The organism is Oxalicibacterium sp., assembly GCF_035565035.1.
GTDB lineage: Bacteria > Pseudomonadota > Gammaproteobacteria > Burkholderiales > Burkholderiaceae_D > Oxalicibacterium.
The window spans coordinates 1-13873 of the sequence record NZ_DATMTD010000001.1; the positions used below are offsets into that span (position 1 = coordinate 1).

The following is a 13873-nucleotide window of genomic DNA, read 5'->3' on the forward strand; positions in this document are numbered from 1 at the left end:
GGGCTCTATAGCAACTCAACACTATCCAAATTCAAATAACAACTCTCCCGCGTAGTTGTCACAAAATCCGCCAGATAAGGCTTCTGCGATACCTCCGGTAAACATGCCGTATACAAACGCCCGGTCAAACCATCCGCGGTAATCCGCTTCGCCAACACATAATTCCGATTCAAGTAATTCTGTGCAGCCCACACAGGCAGCGTGGCGATACCGCGTTTGCTGGCGACCAGTTGCAACATCGCGACGGTCAATTCCGTCGTGCGGCGTGCGACTTCGACGCCGGCTGGTTTCAATACCTGACGAACGATGTCGAGCATGTCGTCCGGCACCGGGTAGGTGATCAATGTCTCGCCTGAAAAATCTTCAGCGGTCAGGAACTCCTTGTTTGCCAGCGGATGATCGTGCGCGACCAGTGCGACGATTTCGAAACGGAACAGTGCGTGGTAATCGACGGCTTCGTCCGGGTCCATCTCGGACACGATGGCGACATCGGCGCGATGCTCGTACAGTAGGCCGACCGGATCGGCCTGAAAGCCGGAGACGATATCCAGCTCAACTTCGGGCCAGCGGTTGCGGAACACGTCCATCGCCGGCATCAGCCAGTCGAAGCAGGTGTGGCATTCGACGGCGATGCGCAACTGGCCGGCGGTGCCTTGCGCCAGTCGCACAAGATCGCGTTCGGTTTCTTCCACTTGCGGCAGAACCGTATCAGCCAGTTTCAACAGACGTTCACCGGCAGGGGTGAAGCGCACCGGCACTGATTTGCGTTCGAATAATTGCGTGCCGTGATGATCTTCCAGTTGCTTCAGTTGATGCGACAGCGCGGACTGGGTGACGTTGAGCAGCGACGCGGCGCGCAACAGATTGCCGGCTTCGCGCAGGGCGAGCAGGGTTTTGAGGTGGCGCAGTTCAAGGATGGATTGCATGGCAATATTAACTATGAATTTAATTCAAGATGATTCTTAGAATTTATCGTTTGAATCATAGAACTCCGACAGGCAACATGGCAAGCCTCGAAATCGTTATCGGAGTTCTGGCATGGCAAAGGCACATATTCTGGGTTTTCCGCGCATTGGCGCGCAACGTGAACTGAAGTTTGCAGTGGAATCGTTCTGGCGCGGCGAGAGCGATACCGTCGGCTTGCAGCAAATCGGCAAGACTTTGCGCCAGCGCCATTGGGCCTTGCAAGCGGAAGCCGGTCTGGATTTTGTGTCGGTAGGTGATTTTGCCTGGTACGACCAGGTATTGAACACGCTGGCGCTGCTGGGTGCGATTCCGACGCGCTTCCAGTTCGATCCGAAGAAGTTGACGCTGGCCGATTACTTTACGCTGGCGCGCGGCAACCCCGAGCACTTCGCGATGGAAATGACGAAGTGGTTCGATACCAACTATCACTATCTGGTGCCGGAATGGACGGAAGACGTGCGCTTCGACGGTGGCGTCGACTGGCTGTTCGAGGAAAATGCGGAAGCGGTTGCCCTCGGTCACAGGACGAAGGTCACATTGGTCGGTCCGTTGTCACTGCTTTATCTTGGTAAAAACAAATCGGGTGAAGGCAGTAAAAATTTCGACAAACTGGCGCTGTTGCCGCGCGTGATCGCCGGTTATCAGGCCGTGCTGAAATGCTTGCAGGACGCCGGTACGCAGTGGGTGCAGATCGATGAACCGATTCTGGCGCTGGAACTGGATGAGTCCTGGATTGATGCGTTTGCGCCGACCTACCGGATGTTGTCGCAATCGGCGCCGTCGTTGCTGCTGGCAACCTATTTCGATCAGGTGCGCAAGCACAGCACGTTGTTGACGACGTTGCCGGTCGCAGGCGTGCATCTGGATCTGGTGCGCGGTGCAGGGCAGCTGGATGCATTCACCGACACATGGCCGAAGGATCGCGTTCTATCGGCGGGTGTCGTCGACGGTCGTAACATCTGGCGCGCCGATCTGGATGCGGCGCTGGCGACCTTGCAGCCGCTGCAGGATAAGCTTGGCGACCGCCTGTGGATCGGCTCCAGCTGCTCGTTGCTGCACGTGCCGGTCGATCTGGCGAACGAGAACAAGCTGGATGAAGAACTGACGGGCTGGCTTGCATTCGCAACGCAAAAGCTCGGTGAAATTTCCGCAATCAAGCAGGCGTTGAATGGCAACAGGCAGGCAGTAGCGCAGCAGTTCGTCGCGTCGGCTCTGGCGATCGCCGCACGCAAGGTATCACCGCGTATTCACAATCCGCTGGTGCAAAAACGCCTTGCGAATATTGCGACGATTCCGGCCACACGGGCGACGCCGTTCAGCGATCGCATCGGCAAGCAGCAGGCGCGATTCAATCTGCCTGCTTTTCCGACCACGAACATCGGATCGTTCCCGCAAACGACCGACATTCGCCAGGCGCGTGCGCAGTACAAGCGCGGCGAGATCGGTCATCTGGAATATCTGAACCGCATGCGCGATGAAATCCGTACCGTCGTGGAAAAACAGGAAACGATCGGCCTCGATGTGCTGGTACACGGCGAGCCGGAACGCAATGACATGGTCGAATATTTCGGCGAACAGTTGTGGGGTTACGCGTTTACCGCGAACGGCTGGGTGCAGAGCTACGGCTCGCGTTGTGTAAAGCCGCCATTCATCTACGGGGATGTGTATCGTCCGGAAGCGATGACGGTCGGCTGGAGCGAATTTGCGCAAAGCCTGACCAGCAAGCCGATGAAGGGCATGCTGACCGGTCCGGTGACGATGCTGCAATGGTCGTTCGTGCGTGACGACCAGCCGCGTTCGACGACCGCGTTGCAGATCGCGCTGGCATTGCGCGATGAAGTGGTCGATCTTGAGAAAGCGGGTATCGGCATGATCCAGATCGATGAACCGGCTTTCCGCGAAGGCTTGCCGTTGAAAGCTGCGGACTGGCCGCACTACCTGGACTGGGCGGTGAAGGCATTCCGCATCAGCGCGTCCGGCGTGCAGGACGAGACGCAAATCCACACGCACATGTGCTATTCGGAATTCAACGACATTCTGCCGTGGATTGCCGCGATGGATGCGGACGTGATCACGATTGAAACTTCGCGGTCGGACATGGAGTTGCTGGACGGTTTTGGCGAGTTCGAATATCCGAACGATATCGGCCCGGGCGTCTATGACATCCATTCGCCGCGCGTACCGAAGGTCGAGGAGATGCAGCGTCTGTTGCGCAAGGCGCGCGGCGTGATTCCCGACGCGCGGCTGTGGGTCAACCCGGACTGCGGTCTGAAGACGCGCGGCTGGCCGGAGACGATCGCGGCGCTGGAAAACATGGTGCTGGCAGCACGCACGTTGCGTGAGGAAATTGCCGTTTCCTGACCTCCTCATGATTCATCCTGCACTGCAACGGAGGCGGGGCGCCGAAAAGCGGATATCGGGACCGGTGTCCGCTTTTTGTTTTACGGTCATGGACCGATTAAGCGACTGCACACACGCCGGAATTGCTAGAATGGCGCATTGCCGATTCTGCCGCGCAATCCGTTGCAACGGCACAGGATCTCCCTTGTCATTCTCTCCAAGAAACTCCCTATGCTGAGTTACCGCCATGGCTTCCACGCCGGCAATCACGCCGACGTACTCAAGCACCTTGTTCTGATTCAGTTGCTGAAATACCTGAACCAGAAGGACACGCCGTACATGTACATCGATACCCATTCGGGAGCCGGCGTGTACGCGCTCGACAGCGGTTATGCAACCAAGAACGCAGAATTCGAAACCGGTATCGCCAGGTTGTGGGAACGCAAGGATCTGCCACCGGCACTGGCCGATTACGTGGATGTGGTGAAGGCGCTGAATCCGAGCGGCAAGATGCGCTATTACCCTGGTTCGCCGTACTGTGCCGATGCCGTCATGCGAGAGCAGGACAGACTGCGTCTGTTCGAACTGCATCCGAGCGATGTCAAACTGCTGGCCGATAATTTCCGCAAGCTGGAAGCACATGCGGCGGAACAGGGCAAGCGCCCGACCGTGCGCGGCAAGCGCGTGATGATCGAAAAGAGCAACGGCTTTGTCGGCATGAAGGCCTTGGTGCCGCCGCCGTCGCGACGTGCCCTGGTACTGATTGATCCGCCATACGAAGACAAGACTGATTACCGCAGTACGACGACTGCCGTTGCCGAAGGATTGACACGTTTTGCCACCGGCACGTATGCAGTCTGGTATCCGGTGCTGAACCGTATGGAGTCGCGGCAGTTGCCGGAGAAGTTGAAGAAGATTCCTTCCAATGGCTGGCTGAATGTGACGTTGTCGGTTTCGTCGCCGTCACCAGATGGTTTCGGCCTGCACAGCAGCGGCATGTTCATTCACAATCCGCCGTGGACGCTGGAAGCCACGCTGCGTGAATTGATGCCTTACCTCGTTTCTACATTGGGCACGGATGGCGGCGCCGGCTTTACACTGGAAAGCGGCCAGACCGCAGCAACCGCGCGGCGCAAATCATCTGATTGACGATTCAGTCAGGTGCGCGACGAATGTGCGAGTGGATATAAATATTTGTGATCAATTTATCACCAGTCTTTTAAAACTTGCCTTTTGGAAATGACGGCGGAATAATGGTGCATCCGGTTTGCAGTTTTGCATCGATGGCGCGCATGTTTCGCATAGGCTTTATCGGTCACGCTGTACGGTCTTAAAAGAAAAAACAGGGACGTGATTCGGTCGATCGCGCGTCCCGCTGGAATGAGACAACCATCTGATGATCACCGGAATCGATCAGCACTCGCCTGATAATCACCCTCGTGCGAAAGAATTCTTTCTTGCACGCCAGCCCATATTGAACAGCAATGAAAACCTGGTGGCGTACGAGCTGCTGTTTCGTCGCGCGTCGGTCGGCCCGGCAAATGTGGTCGATGATCTGGCGGCCACTGCTTCCGTGATTGCGCATGCGTCCGAACTTGGCATCGTCAACGTGATCGGCGGCGCACTGGGTTTCTTCAATGTCGATGCGGCCGTGCTGATGTGCGACGTCGTCAATTTCCTGCCACGCGACAAGGTCGTGCTGGAAATTCTTGAAACGGTCGAGGTCACGCCGGAACTGGTTGCGCGTGTCTCGGAGCTGGCAGCGCAGGGCTTTACCTTCGCGCTTGACGACGTGACTTGTTGCAACGACGGGCTGCAGCAATTGCTGCCGTTGGTGAAGATCATCAAGATCGATATTACCGGCATGGACGAAGACGAGTTGACACGTTTGGCCAGCCATTTCAGATGCGAAAGCAAGCTGCTGCTCGCAGAGAAGGTCGAGACCATCGAACAGTTTCGTATCTGCATGAACCTCGGCTTCCATTATTTCCAGGGATATTATTTTGCGCGTCCGGTCATCCTGTCCGGGAAAAAGCTGGCTCCGTCACAAGTAGTGATCATGCAGCTGATGTCGCTGATCGCGTCGGATGCGGATACGACAGAAGTCGAACTCGGCATCAAGAAGGACGCGTCGCTGGCGCTGACATTGCTTCGGCTTGCAAATTCACCGGGTGTCGGCACGACGCAGCGTATCGATTCTCTGGGGCAGGCGCTGACGGTTCTGGGGCGTCGGCAACTGCAGCGCTGGTTGCAGATCATGCTTTACGCCGATAACAAAAGCGGCCACTTCACATCGCCGTTGCTGCAGCTCGCATCGACGCGCGGCAAGCTGCTTGAACTAATCACCGAAAAACTGAGACCTGACAACAGGGCGATGGCCGATACCGCATTCACGGTCGGCATCATGTCGCTGATGGATACGCTGTTCGGCCAGCCGATGGATGAAATCCTTGCGCAGGTTTCCGTTGTTGACGATGTCAGCGATGCGCTGCTGTATCGCAAGGGTTTCTATGGCGATCTGCTCAAGCTCGCTGAATACATCGAGCGTATCGAACAGACCGGTGCATTGCTGATCCCTACATTGCGCAAGCTGGAACTGTCGATCGAAGATCTGTATGCGCTTCAACTGAGTGCTTTCGAATGGAGCAACAACCTTTCCGCTGCCTAGTTCTTCCTGCCGGCGCAGGTCGGCACGCGTAAAATACGGTCATGAACCAGACCGCTCAAAACGACCAGGACGATGAAGACGGTGACTTCGGCGCACCGCCGATTCCCGCCGGCTCGAAAAACTACATGACGCCGCAAGGTCATCAGCGAATGAAAGACGAGCTGCTGAAGCTGATCGACGTCGATCGTCCGGAAGTCGTGCAGATTGTGTCGTGGGCGGCATCCAACGGCGACCGTTCAGAGAATGGCGACTATATCTACGGCAAGCGCCGCCTGCGTCAGATCGACGGCCGCATCCGCTTTCTGACCAAGCGCCTTGATCTCGCGGAAATCGTCGATCCTTCCATCCATTACGGCAGCGATCAGATTTTCTTCGGCGCGACGGTGCGCTACGAGACACAATCCGGTGACGAACACACGGTAACCATTACCGGCATTGATGAACTCGACCCCTTGAATGGAAAAATAAGCTGGATATCGCCTGTGGCACGCGCGTTGACGAAGGCGAGGGAAGGTGATTCGGTAGTATTGAGAACGCCGGGCGGGCTGGAGGAATTGCTGATTCTGGAAGTCAGTTATCCGTCACCGACCTGAAGACAATCCCAAAAGCGCGGCAGAATCGATCGCGTGTAGCAGTAGTTGTTGCGAGAGGGTGGCGCGAATCAGTTCTTGTCGCGCAGCAGGCGCGTCACGCCGGAAATACGTCGCAGGTTACGCATCAGTCGCGCGAGATGGACACGGTCTTCAACCTGTACGGTGAAATGCAGGTGCGTCATCATGTGGTCCTTGTCGTCATCCATGCCGACCTGCGTGATGTTGGCATCGGATTCGCCGATTTCTGCAGCGACGCGTGCCAGAATCCCTTTTTCATTGTGCGCCACCAGCGTGATCCGGCAGTCGAACCGGCGATTGATGTCGGAACCCCACGTCACTTCGATCCAGCGATCCGGTTCTTTCGAACGCAGTCTTCGGGCGGTATCGCAATCCATCGTATGAATCGTCAATCCCTGATCGCGCTTCATCTGACCGACAATGTCGTCGCCCGGAAGCGGCATGCAACATGACGCAAGCTGAACCGATACGCCTTCGCTGCCGTAGATGATGACCGGATCGATTTTCTTTACCACGACTTCGCCATTTGCATCGATCGCAGGGTGGGACACCTGTGTATCGTTTTCAACGATGCCGAGAATGTGACGGGCCACCAGTGCGGCCATGCGTTTGCCGACACCGATATCCGCATACAGATCGTCCAGCGATTTTGCGCTCGATTCGTTCAGCAGACGTTCTGCCACTTGCGGCGACAGTTCCGGTGGCAGGTTGATCGTGTTCAATGCCTGCGACAACAGACGGCGGCCGAGTTCGATCGATTCGGACAAGTTGATCGTGCGCAGATGATGGCGAATGGCGGAGCGCGCCTTGCCGGTGCGGACGAAACTCAGCCAGTTGGGGTTCGGCCGCGATGTCGGTGCAGTGATGATTTCGACGATGTCGCCGTTGCGCAATTCGGTGCGCAGTGGAACCTGCTCGAGATTGATCTTGACGGCGATTGTCTGGTCGCCGATGTCGGTGTGAATCGTGTACGCGAAATCGAGAGCGGTCGCGCCGCGTGGTAACGCGATGATCTTCGATTTCGGCGTGAAAACGTAGACGGAATCCGGGAACAGATCGACCTTCACGTGTTCCAGGAATTCTGCCGAATCGCCGGTCTGTTTCTGGATATCGAGCAGCGATTGCAGCCACGCGTGCGTGCGCTGCTGCAGATCGGACAGGCTGCCTTCGTCATCCTTGTACAGCCAGTGTGCGGCCACGCCGGATTCGGCGACGCGGTGCATGTCCTGCGTGCGGATCTGGAATTCGACCGGCGTGCCGTACGGGCCGATCAATGTCGTGTGCAGCGATTGGTAGCCGTTGAGCTTCGGAATCGCGATGTAATCCTTGAACTTGCCCGGCATCGGCTTGAACAGCGCATGCAAGGTGCCGAGGGCAACGTAGCAATTCGCAAAACTGTCGACGACGATACGAAAGCCGTAAACGTCGAGCACCTGCGAGAACGACAGGTGTTTGCTTTGCATCTTGCGATAGATGCCGTACAACGTTTTTTCGCGACCATACACTTGAACCGGGATGCCGGTTGCTTCCAGTGTGGTACTGACCGATTCCAGAATCTTGCTGACCACTTCGCGACGATTGCCGCGGGCGGCCTTGACGGCTTTGCCGAGCGTCTTGTAACGCATCGGGTACAGATGCGAAAACGCCAGGTCCTGCAATTCACGGTAGATGTTATTCAGGCCGAGACGGTGCGCGATCGGCACATAGACTTCCATCGTCTCGCGGGCGATACGACGCTTCTTGACTGGCGACATCGAGCCGAGCGTGCGCATGTTGTGCAGACGGTCGGCCAGCTTGACGAGAATGACGCGCACATCACGCGCCATCGCCAGCAGCATCTTGCGGAAGTTTTCCGCCTGCGCCTCGATCTGGCTCTGGAATTCGATCTTGTCCAGCTTCGAGAGGCCATCGACCAGCGTCGCGACGGGTGCGCCGAAGCGTTCGATCAGTTCATCCTTCTTGACGTCCTGATCTTCCATCACGTCGTGCAGCAGCGCTGCCATGATGGCTTGTGCGTCGAGTTTCCAGTCGGCGCAGATTTCGGCGACGGCAATCGGATGCGAGATGTACGGTTCGCCGGAGATCCGCATCTGGCCGAGGTGCGCCTCGTCCGAGAAGCGATAGGCTTCCTTGACCTTTTTCAACTCGGCTGGCGTCAGGTATTCGCCCAGCTTGTTGGTCAGGTGCGTGACCGACGCCACGCCGGGAGCGGCAGGCGGGGGATTATTCGTGTGATTTTGCTGCGGAGAGGCCGAGCGGTCTGAAGCCGCTCGGTTGGGAGCGATGGATAGCGTCGAATCTGCAGGTGTCAGGTTCATACCGGTTGCCTGTCGGCCGCATCGCGGTGGAAGTGAGAATACTGATCAGCTTGGGACTTTTTTCAGCATTTCAATCCCGACCTGGCCGGAAGCGATTTCGCGCAGGGCAACGACAGTCGGCTTGTCTTTAGCATCGACTTTCGGCGTATGACCTTGCAGCAATTGGCGAGCGCGATAGGTCGCGGACAGCGTCAGTTGAAAACGATTCGGGATCTGCTTGAGGCAATCTTCAATGGTAATGCGGGCCATATTCGTACTCCTGGTAAAAAACGTATCGGCTGGAATTCAGCTTAAATATCTCAGCTCAAATTGGGATGAATGCCCAGTTGGGCGAACAGAGGTGCGTTCCGGGTTGACTGTTGCGCGAAGCGGCAACGCGTGGCTTTGACAATCGCACTCAACTCGGACAAAGCGGCTGTAAACTCTTGATTGATAATAACATATTCGAACTCGGACGCGTGCGCGATTTCGCCGCCGGCAGCCAGGATGCGACGCGTAATGACATGGGGTTCGTCCTGTCCGCGTTTCTTCAGGCGTTCCTCCAGTGCATCAATCGAGGGAGGAAGGATGAAAATGCCGACTGCGTGAGGAAACTGCTTCTTCACCTGTTGCGCACCTTGCCAGTCGATTTCCAGCAGCACATCGATACCGGCCGCCATCTGATCGGCGATCTGCAGGCGCGAGGTGCCGTAATAATTGCCGAAAACTTCTGCCCATTCGAGGAATTCGTCTGCTTCGCGGCGTGCATTGAAATCATCGATCGAAGTGAAGAAATATTCACGGCCGTTCTGTTCGCCCGGCCGTGGTGGGCGTGTCGTGAAAGAAATGGACAGTTTGATCGCCGGCTCCTGCTGGAGCAGCGCATTTACCAGACTTGATTTTCCTGCGCCCGATGGGGCGACGACAAGAAAGAGGCTGCCGGAAGAAGTGGATTGGTCAGACATCTGCGTCCCTGATCGATGAAATGATTGGAATGATATGAATTGCCGGCGTCTATCGCCAGCTTGTTTTACTCGAGATTCTGCACCTGTTCACGCATTTGTTCGATCAGCAATTTCATTGCCATCGATGCATCGGCCAGTTCCTTGACGGCGGCTTTCGAGCCGACTGTGTTGGCTTCGCGATTCAGTTCCTGCATCATGAAATCCAGTCGTTTGCCGACCTGGCCGCCTTTTTTCAGAATGGCGCGGGTTTCCGACAAATGTGCTGACAGACGCGTCAATTCTTCGGCGACGTCAATGCGAATGCCGTACAGCGTGACTTCCTGACGGATGCGATCGAGTGCTTCCTCGCGTGAAACCGTCGGTGGCGTATTGCCATCCACTGACCTGGTTGCCAGTCCCAACGCCTCTTGCATGCGCTCGGTGGCTTTTTGCTGGAATTGTGCGATGACTTGCGGTATCAGCGGCGTGATGCGTTGCACGATGGCTTCCAGGTCACTGACGCGTGACAACAACATGGTCTGCAATGCGTTGCCTTCACGTGTGCGACTGTCGACAAAAGCATCCATCGTCGCCTGCATCGCGGCGGCGGCGTCGGCTTGCAGCGTATCCTGGCCCAGTTCAGCATCTTCGATGACACCAGGCCAGCGCAGCAGTTCGCCAATGGACAAGGGCGCGGAATCGGTGAATTGTCGGCGCAGATCAGCTTGCAGATTTGCCAACGTATTCAACACCGTGTCATTCAATTTTTGCGTACCGCCGGCAGCGACCTTGCGGCCAAAACTGACGCGACACTCGACCTTGCCACGTGTGATGCGCGCCATCAGCGCTTCGCGCATGACGGGTTCGAGCGCACGCAGATCGTCATTGATGCGAAATTGCAGGTCGAGAAAGCGCGAATTGACGCTTTTGAGTTCGATCGTCAATGTGCCGTTGCCGGTTTCATGCGTGGTGACGGCATAGCCGGTCATGCTGCTGATGGTCAAAATGCGGTTCCTCGTATCTCTTTACAAAGCGGCGATTTATCAACACAATCCAGAACGAACGCCGAACGCCGCCATCAGGCGACTGCGAACGGCATAGAAAAACAGGCAAGATATTTGCCATCCCGCTTTGCCGTGCTGTGTGCATCGGCGTGATCAAAGACTAGGACGACATGGCTGCGCAAAACAATGCTCCGTTGCCGGATGGGCTAGAAATCGCTGGATATCGCATTGTAAAGAAGATTGCGTCTGGCGGGTTCAGTATCGTTTACCTGGCATACGACGAAGACGGCAACGCGGTCGCGATCAAGGAATATCTGCCGAGCTCGCTGGCGTTGCGCCAGCCCGGCGAACTGGTGCCGGCGATTTCTCCGGAAAACCTGCCGATCTTCCGCATCGGGCTCAAATGCTTTTTTGAGGAGGGCCGTGCGCTGGCGAAAATTTCGCATCAGAACGTCGTCAGCGTCACCAATTTTTTTCGCGCCAACGAAACCGTGTACATGGTCATGGGCTACGAGTCCGGCCGTTCGCTGCAGGATCACATTCTGCGTCGTCGCGACAAGGGCGAGAAGCCGCTGGTATCCGAGCGGTTCATCCGCAAGATGTTCAGCCACGTGATGAACGGCCTGCGTGAAGTCCATACAAACAAGCTGCTGCATCTGGACCTGAAACCGGCGAATATTTACCTGCGCGTGGACGGCACGCCGATCCTGCTCGATTTTGGCGCGGCACGACAGACGTTGAAGGCTGACTTGCCGAAGCTGTATCCGATGTATACGCCGGGTTTCGCTGCGCCGGAGTTGTACGTCAAAAACGGGAACCTCGGTCCGTGGACCGACATCTACAGCATCGGCGCATCGATGTTTGCCTGCATGGTCGGCGCGCCACCGCAACCGGCCGATCAGCGCAAACTCAATGACAAGATGGACGGTCATTTCAACAAGCTCGAAGGCGTGTATTCATCCGACCTGATCAAGGTCATCCGCTGGAGCCTGATGCTCGATCCCCTGGAAAGGCCGCAGAGTGTATTCGCATTGCAGAAGGCATTGCGCGAGCCGTTGCAGGATCAGCCGGAAGACCCTCGTTTGCAGCAGGTAACACGCAAGTTGAAGAACATGTTCAGCGGGCTGGGAAGACGGTCGGGCAGCGTTGCCACGACGATTCAGGAACACACGCGCTGATTTATTTGCTGATTCATCCATTGCCGTTCACTTCATACCAATAAGCCTATGCGATTCTCTGTTTATCAAGAAAGCCACATCGGCGGTCGCAAGAACAACCAGGACCGCATGGGCTACAGCTTCACGCGCGATGCACTGTTGCTGCTGGTTGCCGACGGCATGGGCGGCCACATCATGGGTGAAATGGCGGCGCAGATCGCGATGCAGACCATTGCTTCGCTGTTTCAGGAAAACGCCACGCCTTATGTGAAAAAGCCGGAGCGTTTTCTCGAAGACAGCTTCTTCGCCGCGCACCGCGAAATACATCGTTATCGCGCCATCAACAATCTACCGGAAACACCGCGCACCACCATCGTTGCTTGTCTGATCCAGCACAACAACGCGATGTGGGCGCATTGCGGCGATTCACGTTTGTACTGGATGCGCCAAGGGCAGATTCTGGCGCGCACGCGTGACCATTCGCGTATCGAAACGCTGATCGCGCAAGGCAAGGTCGATCCGTCGGAGCGCGATACGCATCCGGACCGCAACAAACTGTTCAACTGCCTCGGCGCACCGAACATGCCGATCGTCGAAATCTCGCGCCGGGCCAGCTTGCAGGCGGGGGACATCATGTTGCTGTGCTCTGACGGCCTGTGGTCGGTTTTACCCGATCACGAACTGGCGCAACGCCTGCACAACAACACGATCGTGCGCGCGGTTCCCGAATTGCTGACGACGGCGACCGGCATCGCCGGCAAGACCGGCGACAATGTCACTGCGCTGGCGATGATGTGGGAGAGCAGTGAAAATCTGCAAGGCAACAGCACGATCACCACGCACACATTGCCGGTCGGCAGCGTCACCACCACGATCCAGGCACCGCGCCATCTCGATCCGGAACCCGTGGACACGTACAATGACTCCGAAATCGAAAAGGCGATCGAGGAAATCCGCAACGCCATCGATAAATCATCCCGAATCACTTCCAGGAATTAACTTCACATGTCGTCTGTCATTCGTCCCAGCGGCCGTGCCGCTGACGCGCTGCGCGCTATCAAAATCACCCGTAACTACACCAAGCACGCTGAAGGCTCGGTCCTCATCGAATGCGGCGATACCAAGGTCATCTGCACCGCCAGCATCGAAGATCGTGTGCCCGGTTTTCTGAAGGGAAAAGGTCAGGGCTGGCTGACTGCCGAATACGGCATGCTGCCGCGTTCGACGCACACCCGCATGGATCGCGAAGCTGCGCGCGGCAAGCAATCCGGGCGTACGCAGGAAATTCAGCGTCTGATCGGTCGTTCGCTCCGCGCTGCATTCGACCTGCAGGCATTCGGCGAGCGGACCCTGCATCTCGATTGCGACGTGATCCAGGCGGACGGCGGAACACGCACGGCCGCCATTACCGGCACGATGGTTGCGGCTTACGATGCCTTCAGCAAATTGTGCGATCAGGATTTGATTGCCGCGATTCCACTCAAGCATTTCGTTGCAGCGATTTCGGTTGGCGTCTATCGCGGTCAGCCGGTTCTGGATCTTGATTACGCTGAAGATTCGGATTGCGATACCGACATGAATATTGTCATGACCGATGCCGGCCACTTCATCGAAGTGCAGGGTACGGCAGAAGGCGCGGCGTTCGATCGCGACGCCATGAATCAGTTGCTTGATCTGGCACAAGACGGCATTCGCGACCTGATCGTGATGCAAAAACAGGTATTGGAGATTGCGGCGTAAAATGCCAAACCGCATGGCGGCTTGCCGGATCGCGCGTTGTTGAATTAAGTTCCACAACGCACATCCTGTTGTAACGCAGTGTCGAACAAGGTGTTCGGCTTCGCACGACCCGGCTGCTTCGCCGGGTTTTGTTTTTTTATGGGTTT

General features: G+C 56.7%; 12 protein-coding genes. 7 read left to right on the forward strand and 5 right to left on the reverse strand.

The annotated features are described in order from the left end of the window. Window positions 1-5 precede the first annotated feature (5 nt). Window positions 6-926, reverse strand: coding sequence for a LysR family transcriptional regulator (locus VN114_RS00005; protein WP_325510707.1), 921 nt, complete (start codon window positions 924-926; stop codon window positions 6-8). 112 nt (window positions 927-1038) lie between these two features. Here VN114_RS00005 and metE point away from each other — a divergent pair, with 112 nt between their 5' ends. From metE to greB, 4 genes are all read left to right on the forward strand, one after another. After that, a complete protein-coding gene (gene metE / locus VN114_RS00010; protein ID WP_325510708.1) occupies window positions 1039-3327 on the forward strand; it encodes a 5-methyltetrahydropteroyltriglutamate--homocysteine S-methyltransferase in 2289 nt (762 codons plus the stop codon). 210 nt (window positions 3328-3537) lie between these two features. Further along, window positions 3538-4455, forward strand: a complete 918-nt coding sequence (locus VN114_RS00015; RefSeq protein WP_325510710.1) for a 23S rRNA (adenine(2030)-N(6))-methyltransferase RlmJ — start codon at window positions 3538-3540, stop codon at window positions 4453-4455. A 247-nt stretch (window positions 4456-4702) separates the two neighbouring features. Beyond that, window positions 4703-5974 (forward strand): EAL and HDOD domain-containing protein, encoded by a 1272-nt coding sequence (locus tag VN114_RS00020; RefSeq protein ID WP_325510712.1) that lies wholly within the window; start codon window positions 4703-4705, stop codon window positions 5972-5974. Window positions 5975-6015: 41 nt separating this feature from the next. Next, the gene (gene greB / locus VN114_RS00025; RefSeq protein WP_325510714.1) at window positions 6016-6567 is read left to right on the forward strand and encodes a transcription elongation factor GreB; all 552 of its coding nucleotides are present in this window, start codon (window positions 6016-6018) and stop codon (window positions 6565-6567) included. Window positions 6568-6635: 68 nt separating this feature from the next. Here greB and VN114_RS00030 read toward each other — a convergent pair whose 3' ends face one another. From VN114_RS00030 to VN114_RS00045, 4 genes are all read right to left on the reverse strand, one after another. After that, the gene (locus tag VN114_RS00030) at window positions 6636-8903 is read right to left on the reverse strand and encodes a bifunctional (p)ppGpp synthetase/guanosine-3',5'-bis(diphosphate) 3'-pyrophosphohydrolase (protein WP_325510716.1); all 2268 of its coding nucleotides are present in this window, start codon (window positions 8901-8903) and stop codon (window positions 6636-6638) included. A 45-nt stretch (window positions 8904-8948) separates the two neighbouring features. Beyond that, window positions 8949-9152, reverse strand: coding sequence for a DNA-directed RNA polymerase subunit omega (gene rpoZ, locus VN114_RS00035; RefSeq protein ID WP_188419238.1), 204 nt, complete (start codon window positions 9150-9152; stop codon window positions 8949-8951). Between the two features lie 50 nt (window positions 9153-9202). Then, window positions 9203-9847 carry a guanylate kinase gene (gene gmk / locus VN114_RS00040; RefSeq protein WP_325510720.1) on the reverse strand — a complete coding sequence of 215 codons (645 nt, stop codon included), beginning with the start codon at window positions 9845-9847 and terminating at the stop codon, window positions 9203-9205. Between the two features lie 65 nt (window positions 9848-9912). Then, on the reverse strand, window positions 9913-10815 hold the full coding sequence (locus VN114_RS00045; RefSeq protein WP_325510728.1) for a YicC/YloC family endoribonuclease: 903 nt from the start codon (window positions 10813-10815) through the stop codon (window positions 9913-9915). 185 nt (window positions 10816-11000) lie between these two features. On the opposite strand from VN114_RS00045, the gene VN114_RS00050 reads away from it, so the two are divergent. The 3 genes from VN114_RS00050 to rph are packed head-to-tail and all read left to right on the forward strand — an operon-like array spanning window position 11001 to window position 13727. Beyond that, window positions 11001-12008 carry a serine/threonine-protein kinase gene (locus VN114_RS00050; RefSeq protein WP_325510722.1) on the forward strand — a complete coding sequence of 336 codons (1008 nt, stop codon included), beginning with the start codon at window positions 11001-11003 and terminating at the stop codon, window positions 12006-12008. A gap of 48 nt (window positions 12009-12056) precedes the next feature. After that, a complete protein-coding gene (locus tag VN114_RS00055) occupies window positions 12057-12986 on the forward strand; it encodes a PP2C family serine/threonine-protein phosphatase (RefSeq protein WP_325510724.1) in 930 nt (309 codons plus the stop codon). Window positions 12987-12992: 6 nt separating this feature from the next. Next, the gene (gene rph, locus VN114_RS00060; protein ID WP_325510726.1) at window positions 12993-13727 is read left to right on the forward strand and encodes a ribonuclease PH; all 735 of its coding nucleotides are present in this window, start codon (window positions 12993-12995) and stop codon (window positions 13725-13727) included. Window positions 13728-13873 lie beyond the last annotated feature (146 nt).

What these genes read in the sequence shown, in the direction of transcription:
- VN114_RS00005 (WP_325510707.1), bottom strand. Translation starts at nt 926, where the DNA reads ATGCAATCCATCCTTGAACTGCGCCACCTCAAAACCCTGCTCGCCCTG.
- metE (WP_325510708.1), top strand. Translation starts at nt 1,039, where the DNA reads ATGGCAAAGGCACATATTCTGGGTTTTCCGCGCATTGGCGCGCAACGT.
- VN114_RS00015 (WP_325510710.1), top strand. Translation starts at nt 3,538, where the DNA reads ATGCTGAGTTACCGCCATGGCTTCCACGCCGGCAATCACGCCGACGTA.
- VN114_RS00020 (WP_325510712.1), top strand. Translation starts at nt 4,703, where the DNA reads ATGATCACCGGAATCGATCAGCACTCGCCTGATAATCACCCTCGTGCG.
- greB (WP_325510714.1), top strand. Translation starts at nt 6,016, where the DNA reads ATGAACCAGACCGCTCAAAACGACCAGGACGATGAAGACGGTGACTTC.
- VN114_RS00030 (WP_325510716.1), bottom strand. Translation starts at nt 8,903, where the DNA reads ATGAACCTGACACCTGCAGATTCGACGCTATCCATCGCTCCCAACCGA.
- rpoZ (WP_188419238.1), bottom strand. Translation starts at nt 9,152, where the DNA reads ATGGCCCGCATTACCATTGAAGATTGCCTCAAGCAGATCCCGAATCGT.
- gmk (WP_325510720.1), bottom strand. Translation starts at nt 9,847, where the DNA reads ATGTCTGACCAATCCACTTCTTCCGGCAGCCTCTTTCTTGTCGTCGCC.
- VN114_RS00045 (WP_325510728.1), bottom strand. Translation starts at nt 10,815, where the DNA reads ATGACCGGCTATGCCGTCACCACGCATGAAACCGGCAACGGCACATTG.
- VN114_RS00050 (WP_325510722.1), top strand. Translation starts at nt 11,001, where the DNA reads ATGGCTGCGCAAAACAATGCTCCGTTGCCGGATGGGCTAGAAATCGCT.
- VN114_RS00055 (WP_325510724.1), top strand. Translation starts at nt 12,057, where the DNA reads ATGCGATTCTCTGTTTATCAAGAAAGCCACATCGGCGGTCGCAAGAAC.
- rph (WP_325510726.1), top strand. Translation starts at nt 12,993, where the DNA reads ATGTCGTCTGTCATTCGTCCCAGCGGCCGTGCCGCTGACGCGCTGCGC.